At 26.8% G+C, this 21,588-nt stretch carries 28 protein-coding genes and 4 tRNA genes; 16 read left to right on the top strand and 16 right to left on the bottom strand.

The genetic code is table 11. The features are described from left to right. Window positions 1–11 precede the first annotated feature (11 nt). The 15 genes from AVBRAN12637_RS01620 to AVBRAN12637_RS01550 form a co-directional block, all read right to left on the bottom strand. The gene (locus tag AVBRAN12637_RS01620; RefSeq protein WP_336615211.1) at window positions 12–449 is read right to left on the bottom strand and encodes a PH domain-containing protein; all 438 of its coding nucleotides are present in this window, start codon (window positions 447–449) and stop codon (window positions 12–14) included. A gap of 300 nt (window positions 450–749) precedes the next feature. Beyond that, window positions 750–826: transfer RNA gene (locus AVBRAN12637_RS01615), tRNA-Asp, on the bottom strand. Window positions 827–842: 16 nt separating this feature from the next. After that, a tRNA-Val gene (locus AVBRAN12637_RS01610) sits at window positions 843–918 on the bottom strand. A 1-nt stretch (window position 919) separates the two neighbouring features. Then, a tRNA-Glu gene (locus tag AVBRAN12637_RS01605) sits at window positions 920–995 on the bottom strand. 20 nt (window positions 996–1,015) lie between these two features. Then, window positions 1,016–1,091: transfer RNA gene (locus AVBRAN12637_RS01600), tRNA-Lys, on the bottom strand. Window positions 1,092–1,325: 234 nt separating this feature from the next. Then, window positions 1,326–2,312, bottom strand: a complete 987-nt coding sequence (locus AVBRAN12637_RS01595) for a beta-ketoacyl-ACP synthase III (RefSeq protein WP_239803065.1) — start codon at window positions 2,310–2,312, stop codon at window positions 1,326–1,328. Further along, a complete protein-coding gene (gene plsX, locus AVBRAN12637_RS01590) occupies window positions 2,290–3,279 on the bottom strand; it encodes a phosphate acyltransferase PlsX (RefSeq protein WP_214150181.1) in 990 nt (329 codons plus the stop codon). The genes AVBRAN12637_RS01595 and plsX overlap by 23 nt, the downstream gene beginning before the upstream one ends. 5 nt (window positions 3,280–3,284) lie before the next feature. After that, window positions 3,285–3,431, bottom strand: a complete 147-nt coding sequence (rpmF, locus tag AVBRAN12637_RS01585) for a 50S ribosomal protein L32 (protein ID WP_214116941.1) — start codon at window positions 3,429–3,431, stop codon at window positions 3,285–3,287. A 10-nt stretch (window positions 3,432–3,441) separates the two neighbouring features. Beyond that, the gene (locus AVBRAN12637_RS01580; protein WP_214116939.1) at window positions 3,442–3,792 is read right to left on the bottom strand and encodes a hypothetical protein; all 351 of its coding nucleotides are present in this window, start codon (window positions 3,790–3,792) and stop codon (window positions 3,442–3,444) included. A gap of 1 nt (window position 3,793) precedes the next feature. Next, window positions 3,794–4,207, bottom strand: a complete 414-nt coding sequence (gene ndk, locus AVBRAN12637_RS01575) for a nucleoside-diphosphate kinase (protein WP_214116937.1) — start codon at window positions 4,205–4,207, stop codon at window positions 3,794–3,796. Between the two features lie 54 nt (window positions 4,208–4,261). Further along, complete coding sequence (gene dsbD, locus AVBRAN12637_RS01570; RefSeq protein ID WP_336615210.1) at window positions 4,262–5,872, bottom strand: protein-disulfide reductase DsbD; 1,611 nt, start codon at window positions 5,870–5,872, stop codon at window positions 4,262–4,264. Continuing rightward, window positions 5,869–6,531: a hypothetical protein gene (locus AVBRAN12637_RS01565; RefSeq protein WP_336615209.1), complete on the bottom strand. Its 663-nt coding sequence runs from the start codon at window positions 6,529–6,531 to the stop codon at window positions 5,869–5,871. Before AVBRAN12637_RS01565 ends, dsbD begins: the two co-directional genes overlap by 4 nt. After that, complete coding sequence (locus AVBRAN12637_RS01560) at window positions 6,521–7,084, bottom strand: recombination protein RecR (RefSeq protein WP_214120267.1); 564 nt, start codon at window positions 7,082–7,084, stop codon at window positions 6,521–6,523. The genes AVBRAN12637_RS01565 and AVBRAN12637_RS01560 overlap by 11 nt, the downstream gene beginning before the upstream one ends. After that, complete coding sequence (locus AVBRAN12637_RS01555; RefSeq protein ID WP_214116929.1) at window positions 7,081–8,301, bottom strand: ArsS family sensor histidine kinase; 1,221 nt, start codon at window positions 8,299–8,301, stop codon at window positions 7,081–7,083. The genes AVBRAN12637_RS01560 and AVBRAN12637_RS01555 overlap by 4 nt, the downstream gene beginning before the upstream one ends. Beyond that, window positions 8,301–8,972, bottom strand: coding sequence for a response regulator transcription factor (locus AVBRAN12637_RS01550; protein ID WP_214116928.1), 672 nt, complete (start codon window positions 8,970–8,972; stop codon window positions 8,301–8,303). The genes AVBRAN12637_RS01555 and AVBRAN12637_RS01550 overlap by 1 nt, the downstream gene beginning before the upstream one ends. A 78-nt stretch (window positions 8,973–9,050) precedes the next feature. Here AVBRAN12637_RS01550 and dnaJ point away from each other — a divergent pair, with 78 nt between their 5' ends. After that, window positions 9,051–10,142, top strand: coding sequence for a molecular chaperone DnaJ (gene dnaJ, locus AVBRAN12637_RS01545; RefSeq protein ID WP_336615208.1), 1,092 nt, complete (start codon window positions 9,051–9,053; stop codon window positions 10,140–10,142). A 51-nt stretch (window positions 10,143–10,193) separates the two neighbouring features. On the opposite strand, the gene miaA is transcribed toward dnaJ, so the two are convergent. After that, window positions 10,194–11,063 (bottom strand): tRNA (adenosine(37)-N6)-dimethylallyltransferase MiaA, encoded by an 870-nt coding sequence (miaA, locus tag AVBRAN12637_RS01540; protein WP_336615207.1) that lies wholly within the window; start codon window positions 11,061–11,063, stop codon window positions 10,194–10,196. Window positions 11,064–11,119: 56 nt separating this feature from the next. On the opposite strand from miaA, the gene AVBRAN12637_RS01535 reads away from it, so the two are divergent. From AVBRAN12637_RS01535 to AVBRAN12637_RS01465, 15 genes are read left to right on the top strand one after another with little or no spacing between them, the layout of a single operon-like run. Continuing rightward, entirely contained in the window at window positions 11,120–11,983 is an 864-nt protein-coding gene (locus tag AVBRAN12637_RS01535) for a UbiA-like polyprenyltransferase (protein WP_336615206.1), read from the top strand. Beyond that, window positions 11,983–12,471, top strand: a complete 489-nt coding sequence (locus tag AVBRAN12637_RS01530; RefSeq protein WP_336615205.1) for a hypothetical protein — start codon at window positions 11,983–11,985, stop codon at window positions 12,469–12,471. The genes AVBRAN12637_RS01535 and AVBRAN12637_RS01530 overlap by 1 nt, the downstream gene beginning before the upstream one ends. Next, window positions 12,461–12,973 carry a helix-turn-helix domain-containing protein gene (locus AVBRAN12637_RS01525; protein WP_214116919.1) on the top strand — a complete coding sequence of 171 codons (513 nt, stop codon included), beginning with the start codon at window positions 12,461–12,463 and terminating at the stop codon, window positions 12,971–12,973. The genes AVBRAN12637_RS01530 and AVBRAN12637_RS01525 overlap by 11 nt, the downstream gene beginning before the upstream one ends. 9 nt (window positions 12,974–12,982) lie before the next feature. Further along, complete coding sequence (gene moaA, locus AVBRAN12637_RS01520) at window positions 12,983–13,951, top strand: GTP 3',8-cyclase MoaA (protein WP_336615204.1); 969 nt, start codon at window positions 12,983–12,985, stop codon at window positions 13,949–13,951. Next, complete coding sequence (locus AVBRAN12637_RS01515) at window positions 13,951–14,682, top strand: 7-carboxy-7-deazaguanine synthase QueE (RefSeq protein WP_336615203.1); 732 nt, start codon at window positions 13,951–13,953, stop codon at window positions 14,680–14,682. The genes moaA and AVBRAN12637_RS01515 overlap by 1 nt, the downstream gene beginning before the upstream one ends. Further along, window positions 14,679–15,257, top strand: a complete 579-nt coding sequence (locus AVBRAN12637_RS01510; RefSeq protein ID WP_214116911.1) for a 6-pyruvoyl trahydropterin synthase family protein — start codon at window positions 14,679–14,681, stop codon at window positions 15,255–15,257. Before AVBRAN12637_RS01515 ends, AVBRAN12637_RS01510 begins: the two co-directional genes overlap by 4 nt. Then, the gene (locus tag AVBRAN12637_RS01505; protein WP_336606707.1) at window positions 15,257–15,643 is read left to right on the top strand and encodes a hypothetical protein; all 387 of its coding nucleotides are present in this window, start codon (window positions 15,257–15,259) and stop codon (window positions 15,641–15,643) included. The genes AVBRAN12637_RS01510 and AVBRAN12637_RS01505 overlap by 1 nt, the downstream gene beginning before the upstream one ends. A 12-nt stretch (window positions 15,644–15,655) precedes the next feature. Then, window positions 15,656–16,045, top strand: a complete 390-nt coding sequence (locus AVBRAN12637_RS01500) for a hypothetical protein (protein WP_214116907.1) — start codon at window positions 15,656–15,658, stop codon at window positions 16,043–16,045. Then, window positions 16,029–16,688, top strand: coding sequence for a 16S rRNA (uracil(1498)-N(3))-methyltransferase (locus tag AVBRAN12637_RS01495; RefSeq protein ID WP_214116905.1), 660 nt, complete (start codon window positions 16,029–16,031; stop codon window positions 16,686–16,688). The genes AVBRAN12637_RS01500 and AVBRAN12637_RS01495 overlap by 17 nt, the downstream gene beginning before the upstream one ends. Before the next feature lie 57 nt (window positions 16,689–16,745). Then, window positions 16,746–16,946 carry a 50S ribosomal protein L31 gene (rpmE, locus tag AVBRAN12637_RS01490; protein ID WP_214116903.1) on the top strand — a complete coding sequence of 67 codons (201 nt, stop codon included), beginning with the start codon at window positions 16,746–16,748 and terminating at the stop codon, window positions 16,944–16,946. Beyond that, the gene (gene rsmI / locus AVBRAN12637_RS01485) at window positions 16,946–17,758 is read left to right on the top strand and encodes a 16S rRNA (cytidine(1402)-2'-O)-methyltransferase (protein WP_336615202.1); all 813 of its coding nucleotides are present in this window, start codon (window positions 16,946–16,948) and stop codon (window positions 17,756–17,758) included. The genes rpmE and rsmI overlap by 1 nt, the downstream gene beginning before the upstream one ends. Next, on the top strand, window positions 17,755–18,441 hold the full coding sequence (locus AVBRAN12637_RS01480) for a TrmH family RNA methyltransferase (RefSeq protein WP_336615201.1): 687 nt from the start codon (window positions 17,755–17,757) through the stop codon (window positions 18,439–18,441). Before rsmI ends, AVBRAN12637_RS01480 begins: the two co-directional genes overlap by 4 nt. Then, window positions 18,434–19,459 carry a hypothetical protein gene (locus tag AVBRAN12637_RS01475; RefSeq protein WP_214119802.1) on the top strand — a complete coding sequence of 342 codons (1,026 nt, stop codon included), beginning with the start codon at window positions 18,434–18,436 and terminating at the stop codon, window positions 19,457–19,459. Before AVBRAN12637_RS01480 ends, AVBRAN12637_RS01475 begins: the two co-directional genes overlap by 8 nt. After that, the gene (locus AVBRAN12637_RS01470) at window positions 19,459–20,253 is read left to right on the top strand and encodes a hypothetical protein (protein ID WP_214116895.1); all 795 of its coding nucleotides are present in this window, start codon (window positions 19,459–19,461) and stop codon (window positions 20,251–20,253) included. The genes AVBRAN12637_RS01475 and AVBRAN12637_RS01470 overlap by 1 nt, the downstream gene beginning before the upstream one ends. Further along, window positions 20,253–21,497, top strand: coding sequence for a homoserine dehydrogenase (locus AVBRAN12637_RS01465; RefSeq protein ID WP_214116893.1), 1,245 nt, complete (start codon window positions 20,253–20,255; stop codon window positions 21,495–21,497). Before AVBRAN12637_RS01470 ends, AVBRAN12637_RS01465 begins: the two co-directional genes overlap by 1 nt. Window positions 21,498–21,588 lie beyond the last annotated feature (91 nt).

Genomic DNA, 21,588 nt, shown 5'->3' with positions numbered 1-21,588 from the left:
AGAAATAGGGCTTATTTTGATAATTTATTTTCTATATATTCATCTACACTTTTTTTGAATTTTATTGGTTCTCCAATAAAAGGAACAGGTGCAGAAGAACCAGCACCATTTATAAATATTGTGCCAAAATTAAAAATCCTACCAAGAATTCCTTGACCAACTCTGATACTTTCTATTTTTTCTAATCTTAGCTCTATTGTATCTCTTCTAATAAAGCCAAATTTAGCTATAACTTTTCTATTTGTTAAAGCAAGTTCTGTTGTTGTAATGATAATGAACATACGAAGTAAAAGAAAGATTATAAATATAGCAATAAAAGGATGAATAGCAATACTTAAAATTGCTAAAACTAAAATAGCAAATAAATCTCCTATAAAAGCAAAAACACTAACTTTGGCTTTTAAAACAACGCTTTCATCTGTGCCTAAAACTTGTTCTACATAAGACATAAAAACTCCTTTTAAAAAATTAAAAAAAGTATTATACCCCCCCCCATTTTTAATTCTAGCTTAAATGATAAATATATTTTGTGTTTAAATTTATAAAGAATTTGAATTAATAATTTTAATATTTTTAAAAGTTTTATAATAACTTAAATTTAGGTTTTTATAAGTATATTTTATTGTTGCTTTTAGTAATGTATTTTTAAAATATTTGTAGTTATTATTGAGTTAGAAAATATTTATACAAAAATTAATTTGACCTATTAAAAAACTTGGGAAAATTGATTTATCTTAAGCGAAATTAAATGGCGCGGCGGACGGGGCTCGAACCCGCGACCTCCGGCGTGACAGGCCGATATTCTAACCAGCTGAACTACCGCCGCAACCGAATTTAATGAATGGTGGTCGCTATAAGACTCGAACTTATGACATCCACCTTGTAAGGGTGGCGCTCTACCAACTGAGCTAAGCGACCATGGCGACCCTTGAAAGATTTGAACTCTCGTTTCCAAACGGAGAGAATGGCGTCCTGAGCCACTAGACGAAAGGGTCTCAAACCTGGATCAAAAAAATGGTGTCCTGTGCTGGATTCGAACCAGCGGCCCCCTCATTAAAAGTGAGATGCTCTACCTGCTGAGCTAACAAGACTTAAAATAAAAATAAGTTTGGATTATACATTTTAAAACTTAAATTAAAATTAATATTAAAATAATTTATAATATTTATACTAAATCTCTTGAAAATAAAGAAGATTTGAATAATCAAGTTTATAAAAATATTGTAAAAATTTTAATTAATAAGTTAAATAAATATACTTGCAAGATTTTATAACAAAAATATACTTAATTAAATTCTTTTATAAATAGTAATATGATTTGAATTTTATAAATTCTTATAATCAATTCCATCAAAATAAGCTAAAGCACTACCCCAAGTAAATCCGCCGCCAAATGCGTCTAAAAGCATTAATTTGCCATTTGTTAAACGACCTTGTTCGTAAGCTTCATTGATAGCTATTGGAATTGACGCAGCTGAAGTATTACCAAATTTATCAACACATACAACACATTGCTCATCGCTTAAGCCAAGTTTTTCTTGAACATAAGAGATAATTCTAAGATTTGCTTGATGTGGTATAAATAAATCTATATCACTTGTTTTAAGTTTGTTTTTATCTAATAAATACGACACATCATCTGATAATGTTTTAACAGCTACCTTAAATACTTCATTGCCTTTCATTTCAAGTTTAATAGGCTCTAATTGTTTTGTTTGATTTGAACGCTTAGTGCATAATAAATCTTTAAATTCTCCATCGCTTCCTGTATGAATATCTATAATTCCTTTACCTTCACTTGCACTTACAACGCAAGCTCCAGCACCATCTCCAAATAAAACACAAGTAGTTCTATCTGTATAATCAAGAACAGAAGATATTTTTTCAGCTCCTATTATTAATACATTTTTTTTAGCACCACTTTCAACCATAGAACGAGCAAGCTCAAGCATATAAATAAATCCAGAACAAGCAGCGCTTATATCAAACGCACTTACACCTTTTAATCCAAGTTTATTTGCTACAACTACCGCAGTTGATGGCATAGTAAAATAATCAGGACTTAATGTAGCTACTATTATTAAATCTATCTCATTAGTTTGAATTTTAGCTCTTTGTATAGCTTTTATAGCTGCTTTATATGCTAAATCGCTAGTGTTTTCAGTTTCACTAGCAATATATCTTTGCTTAATTCCTGTTCTTTTTAATATCCATTCATCACTTGTATCTAAAAAACTTTCAAAATCTTTATTTGTTAGTGTTTTTTCTGGTAAATACGAAGCAATACTTTTAATGCAAGCTTTTAATTTCATCTTCAATCACTTTATTTACATTTGAATTAGCAAATTTTAAAGCTTGAAAAATTGCATTTTTTATAGCTTCTTCATTGCTTTTTCCGTGGCTAATGATAGCACATCCATCAATTCCTAATAATGGAGCTCCACCATACTGGTCGTAGTCTAAATGCTGTTTTAAAGCATTAAATGCACCTTTGCTAAGCATATAACCAAGTTTTGACAATGATGATTTTTTAATCTCATTTTTTAACAACTTAGCAAAAATGCCTACAGCACCTTCTGCAGTTTTTAATAATATATTTCCAGTAAATCCATCGCAAACTACCACATCACATTCTCCAGCAAATATATGTCCGCCTTCAACATTGCCCATAAAATTGCTTAAATGTTCTCTTAATAATTTATGTGTGTCTTTTGTAAGTTTGTTTCCTTTGCAATCTTCTTCTCCGTTTGAAAGTAGTGCAATTTTAGGATTTTTTATATTCATTACTTCTTTTGCATAAGCTTCGCCCATTATTGCAAATTGTAATAAATTTTCTTCTTCGCAATCAACATTAGCACCTACATCTAATACCAAAACCCTGCCGTTAAAAGTAGGCATTAAAGTTGCGATAGCAGGTCTTAAAACACCTTTTACTCTACCTATTCTAAGGGTTGCAAGGCTCATTGTAGCACCACTATGCCCAGCCGAAACAACTGCATTTGCTTCGTGGTTTCTTACTAATTCAACTGCTTTATAAATACTGCTGTCTTTGCGTTTTAAAACATCTGTAGAATTTTCATCCATATCAAAAACATCGGTAGTATGAACAAATTCAACTCTATTTGATAATTCTGATGGAATTTGACTTTTTATTTTTTCTTCATCTCCAACTAGAATAACGCTAAAATTATCTTTTTCTTTTAACGCTTTTATAACTCCACTAATTATTGGGGGGAAAGAAAAATCTCCACCCATAGCATCAACAGCAACTTTTATCATAGGTATTAATATTCGCCAGTTGTTGGATTAATTCTATGAGGTAATTTCCAACTACCATCTTTATCTTTAATTGGTCTTACTAGCTCAATTTTGTAATGAGTGCGTCTTTTTGCTGCTCTTGTTTTACTAACTCTTCTCTTTGGAACTGCCATGTTATTCTCCTTATTTACATTTTTGACAATAAAAATAATCGCTTAAATATAAAGCTAATTCGCTTTTTAATACTTCAATTAAGTCTATTTCACCATCATAAAATTCCATAGTGTCGCTTAATTCGTTTTCTTCATCTTTAAATACACCATCGCTCAAATCTAAATTAATTTTTTCATTAATTTCAATCTCAATTTCAGCAGCACAACTATCACAATAATGAATTACATTGCCTACTAAAATTGCGTCTAGTGTAACTATTTTATTATCTTTTCTCTTTAAAAAGCCTTCTAATATTAAATTATCAAAATCTAACTTAAAAGGGTATTTTACCGAATTAATTTTACTAAAAGCAATTTTCATTTTAATTTATTTCAAGTTTATTAAAGAAAAACTCTATTTCTATTTTAGCATTTTCTAAACTATCACTACCATGCACTGCGTTTGCGTCAATACTTTCAGCAAAATCAGCTCTTATTGTTCCCTTAGCTGCTTCTTTTGGATTAGTTGCTCCCATTAATTCACGATTTTTAGCAACTGCATTTTCGCCTTCTAAAACAGATACTACAACAGGACCACTAGTCATAAATTCAACTAAATCTTTATAAAATGGTCTTTCTTTATGAACTGCGTAAAATTCTCCTGCTTGTTCTTTTGTTAAATAAAGCTTTTTAATAGCTGCAATTCTTAAGCCATTTGCTTCAAAACGACTTAAAATTTGACCTATAACACCTTTCTTAACAGCGTCAGGTTTAATGATTGATAAAGTTCTTTGCATTAAATCTCCTTAAAATAAAAGCTCATATTATACAAAAATAAATTAATTTAAGCTTTAAAAATTAAGTTCTTTTAATAAAGTTTTTGCATCAACTAATCCTATTATTTGTTTTAGCACTTCGCCTTTATCGTTTAAAACAAGTAAAACTGGTGGTCCAAAAACCTTATAAGTCTCTGCCATTTCTTGCTCAAATTGGTTTGGGTTAGTTAAATCTATTTTGATTAAATTGTAATTTTTCAACTCATTTATAACTTCTTTATCTTTAAAAGTAGTATTTTGCATAACTTTGCAGTTCTCACACCAGCTAGCTGTAAAATACACAATATTTTTTGAACTTAGATTTAATTTTTCTTTTGCTTGTGTGAATTCTAAATTCTGTTGAGAAATATTATTACTTGGATTAAAAGTTTTGTTTAATAATATAAAACTATAAGCTAATATTAAAACTAAAATAATTTTAAAAAATAAAAAGAATTTATTTTTAGTATTTTCAAATAAGCCAAAAAATACTACAAAACTAATACCAAGTAAGGCATATAAAATATTTGTAATATTCTCATTTATTATTCTTTCTAAGAAAAATATTGCTATTCCTAATAAAATAAATCCAAAAAATTTATTAACATATTGCATCCAAGAACCAGTTATAAATTTAAAACCAAAACCAATCGCTATTAATGGAATTCCCATACCTATACTCATAAAAAATAATGAAAAAGCTCCAAGTAATACATCATTGCTATTTGCTACATAAATTAAAATTCCAGCAAGTGGTGCAGCTACACAAGGTCCTACTATTAAAGCACTTAAGACTCCCATTAAAAATACTCCGATAATTCCACTATATTTTGAGCTTTTTTTATTTACGCTATTTACAATAAAGTTAGGCATTTTTAGTTCAAATAAGCCAAACATTGATAATGATAAAATTACAAAAATTAAAGAAAATAGAATGATTACAATTGGATTTTGAAAAAATACTTGAACTCCACTTCCTACTAAAGCTGCTATTATTCCTGCTATTGTATAGCTAATAGCCATTCCTAATACATAAATAATGCTTGAAATTATTGGATTTTTACCACTACTTTTTGCCAAAATACTAGATATTATAGGTATCATTGGTAGGGTGCAAGGTGTTAAAGATAATAGTATTCCTGATACAAAAAAAGTTAAAATACTTATTAAAAATGAAGAATTTAAAAGTTTGCTTTCATATTCATTTTGTGTAGATTGTTTTTCTTTTTTTAGTTTTAAAGCTTCTTTGTTATCGTATTCTAAAACCAATTTATCATTTTGATAATTAAAAGACGCTACAAGTGGTTGATAACATAATCCTTCAGTAGAACAACCTAAATAAAAAATTTTAATATTGTCGTTATTTTTTAATGTAAAATTTGGGAAATCAAATTCTAAAGTATTGTAAAAGACTTCAACATTATCCTTTAATACCGCATTGCTTAAGTCAAATTTATTTGTGATATTTTCGTTGTTTAATAAGACTTTTATTTCGTTTTTATATAAATAAATATCAGGATTTAGATTAAGTTTTATAAAATTTGCTTGAGAATTATTTTCAAGTTGGAATTTAAATGCTTCATTTGGTGGTAGTGGATTTGCAATTGCTAATACGCAAAATATTAAAATGTTTATAATAAATTTCATTGTTTTTTCCTTGTTTTTTTATATTGTATAAGAGTAAAACATATGATTGTAAAAATAATAAATAATGTGCTAAAAATAATTAGTATTTTTTCTTTATCGTTATAACTTGCCTTTATTTTTTTAAAGTTTTTAATTTTATCTAAATCAATAGTGCAACCATAATATACATTTAAATTTTTATCTTTTTTGATATAAGTTATTATATGTCTTATTGAGTAGTTAGTCCAAAAAATATTAGTTTTTGTATATCCTTCATCTTTTATTTTTGCTAGCAGTTCTTTTATATAAAATTTATTATTTGTGTCTTTTTCTAAAAAAATATTTTGATGCTCATAGTCCTTAGAATAATGAGCTATATAAAATCCTAACTCATTAAAAGCATAGGCTTTTTCTTGATAATTATCAAAATTAATCGTATTAATTTCTTTTTTGATTAGATTAATTTTTTCTTTATAATTTAAAGAATTTGGAAGATTTTTTGCATAATTATCTATTTTATCTACTATTGCTTTTGCTTGTTTTGCGATGATATTTTTAGTGCCTTCATTGTCTTTTAGTTGATAGTTTTTATCAAGTGTAATATAAACATCTATGCTATTTAATATTACGCTAATACAGGCTAATAATGAAAATAATATAATAGTTTTTTTACCCATCAATACTTACCCTATTTAAAATTGCACTACTTAAAGAGTGAATATCAATATCTTGAATTTTAATACCATTTGGAACACCTTGAGCGATTTTGCTTACTTTTACATTGTAGTGTTTAAAATAATCTTCTAAATAAAAGCACACCGTATCCGTGCTAACGCTTGGTGTGTAGGCTAAAACCAGTTCTATTGTATTGTATTTGCAAATCATTTTTTCTAATTTTTTTAAATAGTATTCATTGGTTTTTGAAAGTATAAAATATCTACCTTCATATACTTTACATTCATCTATAAAAAATACATCTTTTGGGCTTTCTACTAAGCAAATTGTATTATCTAATTCATCATTTATGCAATAATCACAAAGTTCATTTTCACTTAAGCAACCACAAATAGAACATTCTTTTATATTTTTTTTAGCATTTTCTAAAGAATTCATTAGTTCTTCTAATAAATTTTTATTTTCATAACACAAATAATAAGCCATTTTTAAAGAAGTTTTTTTGCCAATTCCTTGAATTTTTCCTATGCTTTTGCATAAATTATCAAAATGTATCACAATATAATCCTAAAGTTATGATAGCCATCATCGTAAAAATATTTAAGCTCAAATCCTTGAGTATCACAAATATATTTTATTAAATAAAGTCCTAATCCAAATCCACTTTGCTCTGCATTACCCCTTGCAAATGGTTTAAAATACTCTTCTGTATTAAAGTCTTTTTCTTCTCCTATGTTTTTTACATTAATATAGTCTTTTTGAAATTCAATTATACACTTATGGTTGCTTGAGTATTTAATAGCATTATCTAATAGATTTTTAATTAATATTATAAACAAAGCTCCATCTACTATTATTGTTCTATCTTCGTTCATTTTTACATCAATAATTTGTAAATTATCTAAATATAAAGCACTGATTGATTGCTCTAATAAATATGAATACGAATATTCTTTTAAGACTACTTCATGGTTTTTAGATAATATTTCTTCTACTTGCTTAAATTCATTTACTAAAGCATTCATACCTTTAAATACACTTATTAAGATTTTTTTATTTTTTTCGCTTTCTGGCATAGTTGCTGCAAACATTCCTTTAGCAATAGGTGTTTTTAACTCGTGCATAATTGCTCTTAAAAAAAATCTTCTTGCCAATACTAATTCATTATTTTTTTTAGTAGCTTTATTAAATTCTTTAGTTAATAATCCTATTTCATCATTTTTATAATAAGAAAAATTGCTATTTTTTCCGTTTGATAAATCCCTAATATGTCTTGTAAGACCCTTTAATGGTTGAATTAAATTATAACAATATATTAAAGAAGCAAAAAACATCATAATAATTAATGATATTAATAATTTAATTAAACCATCATTTATATTATTATTGTGGGTGTTTTCATAAACTTTTAATGAATTATTTTTTTGATTTATGAGTTTTAAATAATATTTGTCTTTATAAACAATTCCTTGAATTAGTCCAAAATTAGTTTTATGGTCTATTGGCTTATCATTGCTTGTGCAAAGCTCACGCATAAAACGCTTATCTGTAATTTCTTGAAAATCAATATCTTGTAAGTATTTATCAATTTCTACACCAGCACCACTAGCATACAATTTATTAATAGCTAATATTGCAAAATAAAGCCTACTTATACTTTCAGCTCTTAAAGCCTTATTGGAGTATTGAGTTATTTGTATAATAGCTGTAATAGTAAGTATAATGCTAATAGCAAAAACTGCTATTAGCTTACTAAGAATAGAGTGTAACAGCATTAGCCAAGAAGCTTATAACCAATACCACGAACAGAGAATATATGTTTAGGGTCTTTTGAACTATCGCCTATCTTACTTCTTAATCTTCCTATAATTACATCTAAGCTTTTGCTATCTTTTTCTCTTAATGACCTACAGCTATTAGCTAGCTCATCTCTTGATACTGAATAGCTATGTCTTTTCACTAGATAACTTAATATATCATATTCAGCCGGTGTTAAGCTTAGTGGTTTTTTATCATAGTAAATTTCATGTTTTTCATGCTCAACTTTGAATAATGTGCTTACTTCTTCTTCAGGTGGTAGTAAGCTTTTTTTGTATCTTCTAACAAGTGATGATACCCTTGCTTGCAATTCAGTTGGCTCATAAGGTTTTGGTAAATAATCATCAGCCCCTAATCCAAGTCCTAAAACCTTATCACTTGTATCCCCTCTAGCACTTGAAATGATAATAGGAATATCATACTTCTTGCGAATTTCCTTGCATACTTCTAATCCATCCATTCCAGGTAGAGTTAAGTCTAAAATTAGACAATCATAATTACTAAAGTTAGCAGTTAAACCTTCAGCAGGAGTGCTGTAATTTGTAACTTTTATGTTAAACCTTGCTAAAAACTCTGTAATCAACTCAGCGAATTCCACTTCGTCTTCAATCATAATTACATTAATCATTTTTTCACCTTTATTTATTAAAGTCTTTCCATTCTAACAATAATTAATTTATAAATGATAAATTGCAAAAGGAAAAAGATGCGTGACTTTTATGAAATTCTAGGAGTTAGTAAAAATGCTAGTTCTGAAGAAATTAAAAAAGCTTATAGAAAATTGGCATTGAAATATCATCCTGATAGAAATCAAGGCGATAAAGATGCTGAAGAAAAGTTTAAAGAAATCAATGTAGCTTATGAAACCTTAAGTGATGACACTAAAAGAGCTAGATATGATAGATACGGCGAAGCTGGTCTTAATGGTGGTTCAGGTGCTGGTGGCTTTGGATTTGAAGGATTTTCAAATTTTAGTGATATTTTTAGTGATATTTTTGGTGGCTTTGGCGATAGTGATGATGAAGAAATTGATGAAGATTTATTTATTACTCTTGAATTAGGTTTTAAAGAAGCTATTTTTGGTTGTAAAAAGAAAGTTAATTATTCTTATAAAGCAAATTGTATTAAGTGTGATGGAACAGGCTCGGCAAGTAAAACTACAACTACTTGCTCAAGATGTAATGGCAAGGGCAAAATAGCTATTAGAAAAGGCTTTTTCCAAATGGTTAGCACTTGTGATGTGTGTGGCGGTAAAGGTAAAGTAGTAAAAGATAAATGTTCATCTTGTCAAGGTAGTGGAAAAGAAAATAAAAAAGAAGAATTAGAAGTAACTATTCCTGAAGGAGTTGATAACGGAGTAACTTTAAAATGCTCTAATAAAGGAAATGAGATTAATTCTAATGAGCGTTCTGATTTGTATATAAAACTTCGTGTAACAAGAGATGATAGGTTTGTTAGAAAAGGTGATGATATTTATATAGATGTTCCAATCTTATTTACCCAAGCAGCTTTAGGTTCTACTATCATTGTTCCTACTATTAGAGGAGAAGCTAGTATTCAAATTCCATTTGGCTTAAGTGATAAACAACTTGTAAAAATTAGTGGCGAAGGTGTTAAAAACCATCATACAAGAAGAACAGGGGATCAATTTGTCCAACTTAGTATTATGTATCCAAAACATATAAATGCAGAACAAAAAGAATTATTAGAAAAATTAAATGAGAGTTTTGGTATCAAAAATGATGCTAAAGAGCAACAACACGGGATATTTGATACTATTAAATCTTGGTTTAAATAATTTTTATTTTAATTCAAATTCTTTTTAGAATTTGAATTAAAAATATTTTTATTAAAGTGAGCTTAAAATACTTTCATATGCGTTTTGCAAATCTTCTTCGCTTTTTATATTAAATATTTTTGCATTAAATTTTTTATTAAAAGTTCTTTGTCTTTTTGCTAGTTGTCTTGTGTGAATTGTGATTAAATCTTCTAATTCGTCTTTAGATATTTTTTGATTAAAACAATCAATTATTTCTTTAGCTCCAATAGAGTTTAATGCTTTTGTATCACCATAAATCTTATATAAATTTATAACTTCATCATAAGCATTTAAGCTAAGCATTTGTTTAGTCCTTAGCCTAATTCTTTCGTTTAAAATATCTTTATCCCATAAAATATCGTATATTTTAATCTCTTTAATAAGTGCTTTTTGAGTATTTGCTTTTAGCCAAAGGCTAGGAATTTCATTTGTGCTTTTATAAATGCTATACCATTTATTTAGCCTATAAGTATCATTTGCTGATATGTTTGAGTTTTTATCAATTTTTAGCATTAGATTATAGATTTCATCAAGGCTTAAATTATGATTAATATCATTAATTTTAGGGCTTAATCCATCAAGCATTGCTTTTAGATAAAATCCACTTCCACCTGTTATAATTAGATTTTTGTCATTATTTTTTGCAAATTCTAAAGCCTTTTTGTATTCATCAAAATAAAGCCCTACATTATAATTTTCATTTACGCTAATTAGATTTATTCCAAAGTATTTAATCTCTTCTAGCATTTTATTATCTGGCTTGGCATTTATAATATTTAATTCTTTATAAAGACATAAACTATCAAGGCTTAAAATTATAGAATTTGAAGCTTTAGCAAGTTTATGAGCTAGGTTTGTTTTGCCACTTGCAGTTGTTCCTATGAGAGCAATTTTTTTCATCTTTATCCTTAAATCTTAATTAAAATATTATAAACTAGATTAAAAACGGAAGAGTTATGAATAAATTAAAAAACATTTTAGAATTAATCGTATTTAAGCATAGTATTTTTGCTTTACCTTTCTTAATTATTTCAATGCTTAGTGCTATAAAATTATATGAATTAAGCCTATCATCAATTTGGCTTAATTTTATCTTAGCTATTTTTTGTGCTGTTTGTGCTAGAAATTACGCAATGGCACTTAATAGATTGCTTGATGCTGATATTGATATTTTAAACGAAAGGACAAAAAATCGTCCTAGTGTAGATGGTAGAGTAGGGCGTGGGAATTTGCTTTTATTTATAATCGCAAATGCTGTAATTTTCGTGCTTTTAGCGTATTTTATAAATACTACTTGCTTTTATCTTAGCTTTTTTGCCTTAGCTTTACTTGGTTCTTATTCTTTATTTAAGAGATTTTCTTATTTGGCTCATATTATTTTAGGCTTATCTTTAGGATTTGCTTGTGTAGCAGGTGAAATTGTGCTTACAAATTCTATTAGTGCTTATTCTATTGCTTTATGTTTTGCGGTTTGTTTTTGGACTGCTGGGTTTGATTGTTTGTATGCTTTACAAGATTTAGAATTTGATAAAGCAAATAATTTATTTTCTATACCATCTTGTTTTGGTAAAACGGCTACTTTATTTATAGCTGCGATTTTTCATTTGATTGCATTTTTGTTTTGGTTTGTTTTTTTAGTTAGTGTAAATGCTGGATTTTACGGATTTTTAGGATTATTAATAGTAGGAATTTTATTAATAATAGAGCATTTTATAGTGAGAAAAAATACAGAAAAAATAGAAAGAGCTTTTTTTGATATAAATGCTATTGTTAGCATAGTGTTTTTGATATTTTTTATAATAGATTTAAAGGTTGGCTAATGATTATGTATGAAGCAAGATTTAGGATTGATTATCAAGAATGTGAAGAATTAGAAGATAGATTTTTACAAGAATATAATGCTATTAATTATCATAAATCTCTACAAGATTATAGACACAGAGCTAGTAAAATGGATATGTATCCTGAAGATAAATTGTTTTTTGAAATGCTTTGTGATATTAAAAAAGATTTATTAGAGATTAAAAATCTTAAAAAAGATGAATTTATAAAATTAGATAATAGCACCTATTCAAATTCAATAAATTATGAATATATTCGTGTTGAAGATAGTTTAAAACCTAATCAAACATATTATGCAAGGCTTGTTTTAGTTGATAGAACTATATCTTGTTTTGTTATTGCAATTGATGAGCATACTTTTAAAATCACTCAAATTAAAAGATATGATACAGAGGGGCTTAATTTATTTGTAGCTGATATTCAAAGGAATTTAATTAATATTAAAAAGGAAAAAAATGGGGATTGATTTATTAATTTATATTGTATTTATAATTTTTATAGTTTTATTATTTGTTTATGTAAGACTTAGTTTTAGAGATTTAAATGATAAATTAGATGGGGTTTTAAAGGCTATTGATGAGAATTATAAATCTATTCATAGACTTGAAAAAGATGTAGAAAAATTAAAACTAGCAGAGATAAATAACGCTAAACAAAATGATTTTAATGATAATATTATGCAAAATTGTGAGTTTTTAATACATTCAATTATTGATGAAAGAATTAATGAGCTAAATAGTGATTTAGGTATTATTCAAGAAAGTATTCAAGAAGTTACAAAAAACCAAGATAGTAGAATTGCAAATTTAGAACTTGCAAACGAGCCAATCACTAGGCTAAGTCCTAATGAAGACGCTGAAAGAATGCAGATTTTAAAACTTTTTGGAGATGGTAAAAGCGTAGAAGAAATAGCATTACTTCTAAACAAAAGCCCACAAGCAATTAATATTATTTTAAAAAGTTTATAAGGACTAAAAATGTTAATTGATTCGTATGGAAGAAGGATAAATTATTTAAGAATTTCACTTACTCAAAGATGTAATTTCCGTTGTCTTTATTGTATGCCAAAAGTTCCTTTTAATTGGGTTCCTAAAGAAAATTTATTAAGCTATGAAGAATTATTTTTATTTGCAAAATTATGTATGGATAAGGGTGTAGATAAAATCCGTTTAACTGGTGGAGAACCACTTGTAAGAGCTGATTTGGATAAATTCATAAAAATGCTAATTAATTATAAGAGTGATTTGGATTTAGCACTTACAACTAATGGATTTTTATTAAAAGAACAAGCGGCAAAATTAAAAGCAGCAGGACTTGTAAGAATAAATGTATCTCTTGATACTTTAGTGCCACAAAGAGCAAAATTAATCTCTCAAAAAGATATTTTAAAAGAAGTTTTAGAAGGTATAGAAGAAGCCTTAAAAGTAGGGTTAAAAGTAAAGATTAATTGCGTTCCTTTAAAGGGTATTAATGAAGATGAATTAATTGATTTGATTATGTTTTGCAAAGAAAAAAATATTCAAATAAGATTTATTGAATTTATGGAAAACGAACACGCTTACGGACAATTATGTGGATTAAGAGAAGTTGAAATATTAGATAAAATCAAGCAAAGATTTAGCATAAATGCACTTGAGAAAGAGCCAAATTCTCCTGCTAGTTTATATAAAATTGATGAGTTAGATTATGTATTTGGTGTGATTAATCCACACAAGCACGATTTTTGTGATAGCTGCAATCGTTTAAGACTTAGTGCGGAAGGATTTTTGATACCTTGCCTTTATTTTGATGAAGCTATGAGTATTAAAAAGGCTTTAAGAAATAAAGATATTAATAAGGCTTTAGAGATTTTAAATACGGTTTTAGAAAACAAACCTGAGAAAAATAAATGGAGCGAAGAAGATAATAAAAGCTCTGCTAGGTCGTTTTCACAAACGGGTGGATGATGAAATTAGTTGAAGAATTTTTAAGTATTCAAGGTGAAGGGATATTTGCAGGAAGACTTGCTTATTTTATCCGTTTTGCGGGGTGCAATTTCTCTTGCTATGGATTTGGAGTTGTTAAGAGCAAAAATAATAAAACATTAATTGGTTGCGATACTTTAAGAGCTGTTTATACTAATGAATTTAGCGATGAGTATAAGGAATTTGAAACAGGAATTACAATTCAAAAAATCAAATCATTTAAGCACAAACCTATGATAGTAATTACTGGTGGAGAGCCTTTAATTCATCAAGAAAATCCTAAATTTATAGAGCTTTTAGAATATTTGGTAAAAAATGAATATTTAGTGCAGTTTGAGACTAATGCTAGTATTTGTTTAAAAGAATACGATTTTTATAAAAATTGTTATTTTGCAATGGGAGTAAAACTTGCAAATAGCAAAATGCCAAAGGAAAAAAGAATAAATTATGAAGCAATTAATTCAATTTTAAAGCTATCAAAACAAGCATTTTTTAAAATCGTTTTAGATAAGGCGGATTTAGAAGATAATCAAGAATTATTTGAATTAAGAAATGCTTATAAAGACGCTAATTTTTATCTAATGCCAAAGGGTGCTACGAATGATGAATTAAGAGCAAATGCTAAGAGCGTTTTAGAATTTGCTATTAAAAATGGTTTTAATTATACAGATAGGATACATATTAGAATTTATGATGATTTGGAGGGTGTATGAGAATAGGTAAATTATTTGAGTTTGAAAATGCTCATATAGTTAGGTTTTGTAGTTCAAAAAGATGTAAAACTAGCATACACGGACATTCTTATAAATTAGAATTAATTTTATATGCAAATACTCTTGATAAAGCGGGAATGGTTTATGATTTCGGGCTTTTAAAAGGAAATATTAAGCAAATAATAGATGCGTTTGACCATAGCACTTGTGTTTATAAATACGATGATTTAGAGTATGTAAATGATATTAAAAAGCATTCAGCTAGGTGGGTTGAGCTACCTTGTAATATCAGTGCAGAAAATCTTAGCATAGTGTTTTTTATATTAATTTCTAAGATTTTACAAAATTCAAAAATGCACAATGATGAGAATGTAAGAGTAGATAAAATCAGACTAAATGAGACTAGAACAGGCTGGGCTGAATGCGAGTATGATGATGCTTTTTATAATGATGAGCCTAGAATTAATTTAAATGAAATAACTTTTTCTAAGGCAATTTTAGAAGATTTTAGTGATATAAATTTATTTGAAAAAATTAAAAATAATGAGATTTTTATAAATCCAAAGGAAGTTTAATGAGTATTATTGGCATTCATATGTTTTTTGTGTATTGCTTGGTAGCTTTAGAATTTTCTTATTTGTTTATTTCTCAATGTTGTAAGGATATTAATAAATTTATTTCAAGAATTTCAATTATTAGTCCAATACAAATTATAGCCTTAGTTTTGGTGTTATTAAGTGGTATGTTTATTGAAGCTACTAAGGCATTTTTTAATTTTAAGATTTTTTTATTTTTAAGTTGGATTTTGATTTTTTATCTTAGCATTAGACAGCTTGTAATTTTTAATAAGATAAAAAAAGCAAAAAAAAGCTTTAATTTTAAATTATTCAGTATTGTTTTTGAGATATTAAAAATATTTTTAATCATATTTGCTGGTGTTACAAATTCTTTATTATTTTAATCGGAGTTTTTAATGAGTGATTTTATAAGTGTGCATTTGTTTTTTGTATATATTTTAATAATTTTAGAACTTTTATATTTTGTTTTTTCACAATATTTAAAGGATATTCATAAATATATTTTTAGAATTAGAGTGCTTTTGCCTGCTTATTATACGATAATTGTTTGTGTGTTTTTTACAGGCATTATTATTGAAGCTATGAAAGGCTTTAATGATTTTAGATTTTTAATGCTATTTGCTGTTATTTTAATTTTAGGAATTTCTATATTTCAATTTATTAAATTTAAAAAATATAGAAAAAGTAAAGAATATTTAAAATTTAAAAAATTAAGTTTATTTTTAGAGCTTATAAAATTATTTGCTATTTTAATTGCAGGATTTAACAATGTTTTATTATTTTAATGATTTAGCAGGTAGTGAAGAAATTGTTTTAGATAGTGAATTAGTATCTCATTTTAAAGCTAGGCGAGAACAAATAGGAAATATAGTAAATATAAGTAGATTAGATGGGTTTTTATACAAATATGAAATAATATTTATGCAAAGAAATAAAATCATTTTAAAAATGCTAGAACAATGTGAATTTAAAGCAAATAAAAGTGGTGTAAAAATTGCACTTGCTATGATAGAAATTGATAGTATTTTTGAAATTGCACCTTATTTAAATGAATTAGGATTAGAAGAATTATTTTTAGTTTATACAGATTTTTCTCAAAAATCTTATAAATTTGATGATAAAAAACTAGCTAAACTTGAAAAGATTTTGCATAATTCAAGCTCACAATGTGCTAGGGCTGATATTTTAAAAATCACAATTTTAAATAATTTAGCCGAACTTAAAAAACTTTATAATGATTTTGTTTTAATTGATTTTAATAAAAATGATTTATGCGAGTTTAATAAAGATTGTTTATATGTAATTGGCCCTGAAGGTGGTTTTAGTGAAAAAGAAAGGAATTTATTTAAAACTCAAGGTCTAAAAATTACAAATATTTTAAAAGCAAAAACGGCTATTATAAGCATAAGTTCAAAAATTTTAATGTAGATTTAATGTAATTTAAGATACAATCACAGCTTTATTTATGCCAAAAAGGAAAATATTATGAAAAAAGACATTCATCCAGATTATAAAAAATGCACTGTAACTTGTGCTTGTGGAAATACTTTTGTAACTAAATCAAATAAAGAAGAATTAAGAGTAGATATATGCTCAAGTTGTCATCCATTTTTCACAGGAAGTGAAAAAATCGTAGATGCTGCAGGTAGAGTTGAGAAGTTTAAGAAAAAATATTCAATGCAATAATGCTTTATTTCGTTCCTACACCAATAGGAAATCTAGGCGATATTTCATATCGTGCTTTAGAAGTCTTACAAGTTTGCGAGTTAATTTTTTGTGAAGATGTGCGAGTTTGTAAGGCTTTACTTAATTTATTAAGTAGTAAATATAATATAGAATTTAATATAAATAATTTCATATCACTACATTCACACAATGAAAAAGATTTTGATTTTTCTAAAATTGATTTTTCTAAAAATATAGCTTATTTGAGTGATGCAGGTATGCCTTGCATAAGCGATCCTGGAATTTCACTAGTAAAATATGCTCAAGAAAATGATATAAAATATAGTGTTTTGCCTGGTGCAAATGCTGCTATTACTGCACTTGTTGCAAGTGGGTTTTCTGATAAGGAATTTATATTTTTAGGATTTTTAAATATCAAAAAAAATCGTCAAGCTCAAATAGAAAATGCTCTAAATCAAAGCTATCCTACTATTATATATGAAGCTCCTACAAGGATTTTGGATTTAGTATTAGATATTGCAAAAATTGATGAAGATAAAGAATTATTTTTAATTAAAGAAATATCAAAAATGTATGAAAAAACTTATAAAGATTCTGCTAAAAATCTAGCAAATATTTTAAAAAATGAGAATTTAAAAGGCGAATGGGTAGTGGTTATAAATAATGAAAATTCTATTTCAAATTCTAATATAAATTCTCAAGATATTTTAAATCTTAATATAAGTTTAAAAGATAAAGCGAAATTATTGAGTAAATTAAATGGGCTTAGCCCAAAACAAAATTATGAAAATTTATTAAAGAGTGAAAAATGATAATTTACGGCAAACAAGTGCTAATGCACTATATTATAAAACATCCTGAAAAAATAGAAGAAATATATTTAGCAAAAGATTTAGATAAAGATAGCTTTAGACAAATTACAAAATTAGGCAAAAAAATCCATAAGTTAGATTTTATTAAAGCTCAAGCAATGGCAAAGGGTGGAAATCATCAAGGCTATTTAGCAAAAGTTAGCGAATACGAATTAGCAAATATAAATGAGTTTAAAAAATTTGAAAAAATTGTTTTATTGCACGAATTAAGCGATGTTGGAAATATAGGTTCAATTGCTAGAAGTGCTTATGCTTTAGGGTTTGATGGGATTATTCATTCAGGAAATAATATTAATATAGAAGCAGTTATGCGTTCTAGTGCTGGTGCTTTACTTGAATTAAAATTAGCATTTACTAAGGATATTTTAAGCTTGGTTAATGAATTTAAGCAAGTTGGTTTTAGCTTTTATGCTGCAAATAATTCAGAAAACGCTAAAGAGCATAATAAAATAAAATATGCTACAAAATCGGTTTTAGTTATGGGTAGCGAAGGTAATGGACTTAGTTCTAAGATTATTAAATCTTGTAATGAAGAAGTAAAAATTACTATGAAAAATAATTTTGATAGCCTAAATGTTAGTAATGCTTTTGCTATTTTAGGCGATAGGATGATAAATGAATGAAGTAGATTATTTAAAAAGTTTTTCTGTTAAAGAAATAGCTTTAAAAACTCACTTAGATGAAGCTAGAATTAAAGCAATAATTAATAAAGATTATGAGAATTTAAGTAGTGTTAATATTGCAATGAATATAAAGATTTTAGAGCGTGAATATAATATTGATTTTAGCGAATGGTTAAATGAATATAATGAATATAAAAACAATCATTTTAAGGACAAAAAAAATTCTTTAAAAGTAAAACCTAAAGTAATGGGTTATAACTCTGATAAGGAATCAAATAGTAATTTAGCTTATTTTATATATCTTAGTTTAGCTACTATTATTGTAATAGCTGGGGTTTTTTATTATTTTAATTATTATGATGAAAATTCTCAAGAAGTAGTAGAAAATACCACAACTCAAGAAAAACCAATAGAAGAATTGCAAGTAAATCAGCAAGAAAATTCTACACAAACCAAAACTCAAATAGAACCTATTAAAGAAGTAAAAGAAGAAATAAAACCAGCTACTCCTTTAGTAGAGAAAAAGCTTGAAGAGGTAAAAGAAGATAAAAAGCCTGAAAATTTAGAAGAAAGTAAGATAAATACAAAAGAAGAAACAATTCAAATTCCAGCACAAGTAGAGCTTATTCCTGAAATAAAACCACAAGAGATTAAAACTCAAGAAGTTAAAGTTCAAGAAGTAAAATCTAATGAAATTAAAGAAGAAAAAGCAGAGATTATAGAGCCTAAAGTAGAGATTAAAAAAGATAATAAATTATTATTAAGTCCAAATTCTAAGGTTTGGGTTAGTGTTAAGAATTTAAAAACAAAAGAAACTAAAAATTATATGATAGTAAAAAGTGCTAGTTTTACTCAAGACTCTTTAATTTTTGTTGGTAATAACTTATTCACCCTTGAATTAGATGGTTCTAAGATAGAATTACCTACCACAAATGATGCTAGATATATTTTATTTAAAGATGGAAAAGTTACTTTTTTAAGTCAAAAAGAATATACAAAATTAGATAAGGCAAAATAATGAAAAAATTAATATGTTTATTTGTATTAGCTAGTTTTTCTTATGCTACTTCTTCTTATGAAATAGCTTCAAAATTAGTAAATGATGATAGCAAAGATGCAAAGCTTAGATTATTATTTCCTAGTGGGTCTTATATGCAAGGAAATATGCCAAATATTAAAGCAATTACTCAAGTTTTAAAAATGAATTCTTTATTAACTTATGCTTATTCAAACGCTACAAATATGCAAATTAAATTTAGCGCAAAGGCAAAAGCAGGGATATTTTTAAAGGCTATTACAAAAGCTTATGAGCAAATAGGAATTAATTATTATTTAGTTAGTGAATATGTAAAAAATAATGATGAAATTAGTGTTGCTTTTACGATTAATTCAAAATTTAGTATAGACCCAGGTGCTTTATACGAAGCTTTAAAAAAGACAGGGGTATATATAATAGATGCTAGAAGAAATCAGAATGAATTTAGTTATGAACTTGATTTTAGCAGAGCAAATATACAAGCTGATTTTGAATTAAATAAAGGCGATTTATTAGAGCTTACTAAACCACTTGATGCGTATTTTATAAAAGTTAATAATATTTCTAAGCTCGTAATTGATAGAAATTTAAATAATATTTGGTATCCAAAGATTGAATTTTTGGATAAGAATTTAAATCTTATTTCAACTTATAAAAGTGAAAATAATTTTAAAGAATTAAATGTAGCAGTTCCTAAAATGTGTGCTTATATGATAGTAGGAGATGCTTTTACGCTAGAAAATATTAGATTAGGATTAAATATAAAGGGAATGTAATGAAAATAGCTTTATTAGGGTATGGAACGGTTGCTAGTGGTGTAGCAAAATTAATCAAAACAAATTCTGAATTAATTCAAAAAAGACTAGGTAAAAAATTAGAAATTTCTTTAGTTTATACAAGAGAGCATAAGGCAAATTGTCCTTATACTCAAACGAGTAATTTTGAAGATATTTTAAATAGCGATTGTGATGTAGTTTGTGAATTAATGGGCGGGACTACATTTGCTTATGAGTGCATTAAAAAAGCTCTTGAAAAAGGAAAACATGTAATAACAGCTAATAAAGCTTTACTTGCTTATTATCGTTATGATATTGAAAATATGCTAAAGCCTAATCAATATTTTGGCTATGAAGCAAGTGTTGCTGGTGGTGTGCCTATTATTAAAATTATCAAAGAAGGTTTAAGTGCGAATAAATTTAATTGTATTAAAGGTATATTAAACGGCACTTCAAATTATATTCTTACAAAAATGCAAAATGAAGGCTTAAGTTATGAAATAGCTTTAAAACAAGCTCAAGAATTAGGCTATGCAGAAGCTGATCCTACATTAGATATTAACGGAATGGACGCAGCACATAAACTAACCATTTTAGCAAGTCTTGCTTATGGAGTTAATATAAAACCTGAAGATATTTTGGTTCAAGGAATTGATAAGATTAGCAATGATGATTTTTATTTTGCTAAAGAATTTGAATTTGGAATTAAACTTTTAGCAATTGCAAAACAAAATAATGATAAGGTAGAAATTAGAGTTCATCCAACATTAATAGATAAAAATCATATCTTAGCTAGTGTAAATAATTCTATGAATGCTATTTTACTTAACGATAATGCTTTAGGAGAGAGTTTGTATTATGGAGCAGGTGCAGGAAGTCTTGAGACTGCTAGTGCTGTTTTAAGCGATTTAATGCAAATAGCTGATAATAAAACTCGTAAAATGCTAGGATATAATGAATTACCAGTGGTATCTTTAGTATCAACTTGCGATATAACTTCTAAATATTATTTAAGATTAAGTGTAGATGATAAGATAGGTGTTTTAAACAAAATTACAAGTTTAATGAGCAATAATGAAATTAGCATAGATAGTCTAATGCAACGCCCATCAAAAAATCAATCAAGGACGATTTTTATCACAACTCATCTTGCAAATGAAGCAAAAATCAATAAATTATTGCAAGAATTACAAGTTCAAGAATTTGTAAAAGATGAAATTAATTTAATAAGAATAGAAGAATAGTAATTCATTTAATAATTTGGAATATTATTTATAAAAGATAATTTTTATCCCATTTTAAAAAACGGATAAAAAAGCTTTAGGAAAAGGAAAG

The organism is Campylobacter sp. RM12637, from assembly GCF_020137645.1.
Classification (GTDB): Bacteria; Campylobacterota; Campylobacteria; order Campylobacterales; family Campylobacteraceae; genus Campylobacter_E.
Note: the sequence above shows the minus strand (reverse complement) of the source record. Positions and strands in the feature narration are given on the sequence as shown.

Coding starts and splice junctions, on each gene's coding strand:
- AVBRAN12637_RS01620 (WP_336615211.1), bottom strand. CDS start 449: ATGTCTTATGTAGAACAAGTTTTAGGCACAGATGAAAGCGTTGTTTTA.
- AVBRAN12637_RS01595 (WP_239803065.1), bottom strand. CDS start 2,312: ATGAAATTAAAAGCTTGCATTAAAAGTATTGCTTCGTATTTACCAGAA.
- plsX (WP_214150181.1), bottom strand. CDS start 3,279: ATGATAAAAGTTGCTGTTGATGCTATGGGTGGAGATTTTTCTTTCCCC.
- rpmF (WP_214116941.1), bottom strand. CDS start 3,431: ATGGCAGTTCCAAAGAGAAGAGTTAGTAAAACAAGAGCAGCAAAAAGA.
- AVBRAN12637_RS01580 (WP_214116939.1), bottom strand. CDS start 3,792: ATGAAAATTGCTTTTAGTAAAATTAATTCGGTAAAATACCCTTTTAAG.
- ndk (WP_214116937.1), bottom strand. CDS start 4,207: ATGCAAAGAACTTTATCAATCATTAAACCTGACGCTGTTAAGAAAGGT.
- dsbD (WP_336615210.1), bottom strand. CDS start 5,872: ATGAAATTTATTATAAACATTTTAATATTTTGCGTATTAGCAATTGCA.
- AVBRAN12637_RS01555 (WP_214116929.1), bottom strand. CDS start 8,301: ATGCTGTTACACTCTATTCTTAGTAAGCTAATAGCAGTTTTTGCTATT.
- AVBRAN12637_RS01550 (WP_214116928.1), bottom strand. CDS start 8,972: ATGATTAATGTAATTATGATTGAAGACGAAGTGGAATTCGCTGAGTTG.
- dnaJ (WP_336615208.1), top strand. CDS start 9,051: ATGCGTGACTTTTATGAAATTCTAGGAGTTAGTAAAAATGCTAGTTCT.
- miaA (WP_336615207.1), bottom strand. CDS start 11,063: ATGAAAAAAATTGCTCTCATAGGAACAACTGCAAGTGGCAAAACAAAC.
- AVBRAN12637_RS01535 (WP_336615206.1), top strand. CDS start 11,120: ATGAATAAATTAAAAAACATTTTAGAATTAATCGTATTTAAGCATAGT.
- AVBRAN12637_RS01530 (WP_336615205.1), top strand. CDS start 11,983: ATGATTATGTATGAAGCAAGATTTAGGATTGATTATCAAGAATGTGAA.
- AVBRAN12637_RS01525 (WP_214116919.1), top strand. CDS start 12,461: ATGGGGATTGATTTATTAATTTATATTGTATTTATAATTTTTATAGTT.
- moaA (WP_336615204.1), top strand. CDS start 12,983: ATGTTAATTGATTCGTATGGAAGAAGGATAAATTATTTAAGAATTTCA.
- AVBRAN12637_RS01515 (WP_336615203.1), top strand. CDS start 13,951: ATGAAATTAGTTGAAGAATTTTTAAGTATTCAAGGTGAAGGGATATTT.
- AVBRAN12637_RS01510 (WP_214116911.1), top strand. CDS start 14,679: ATGAGAATAGGTAAATTATTTGAGTTTGAAAATGCTCATATAGTTAGG.
- AVBRAN12637_RS01505 (WP_336606707.1), top strand. CDS start 15,257: ATGAGTATTATTGGCATTCATATGTTTTTTGTGTATTGCTTGGTAGCT.
- AVBRAN12637_RS01500 (WP_214116907.1), top strand. CDS start 15,656: ATGAGTGATTTTATAAGTGTGCATTTGTTTTTTGTATATATTTTAATA.
- AVBRAN12637_RS01495 (WP_214116905.1), top strand. CDS start 16,029: ATGTTTTATTATTTTAATGATTTAGCAGGTAGTGAAGAAATTGTTTTA.
- rpmE (WP_214116903.1), top strand. CDS start 16,746: ATGAAAAAAGACATTCATCCAGATTATAAAAAATGCACTGTAACTTGT.
- rsmI (WP_336615202.1), top strand. CDS start 16,946: ATGCTTTATTTCGTTCCTACACCAATAGGAAATCTAGGCGATATTTCA.
- AVBRAN12637_RS01480 (WP_336615201.1), top strand. CDS start 17,755: ATGATAATTTACGGCAAACAAGTGCTAATGCACTATATTATAAAACAT.
- AVBRAN12637_RS01475 (WP_214119802.1), top strand. CDS start 18,434: ATGAATGAAGTAGATTATTTAAAAAGTTTTTCTGTTAAAGAAATAGCT.
- AVBRAN12637_RS01470 (WP_214116895.1), top strand. CDS start 19,459: ATGAAAAAATTAATATGTTTATTTGTATTAGCTAGTTTTTCTTATGCT.
- AVBRAN12637_RS01465 (WP_214116893.1), top strand. CDS start 20,253: ATGAAAATAGCTTTATTAGGGTATGGAACGGTTGCTAGTGGTGTAGCA.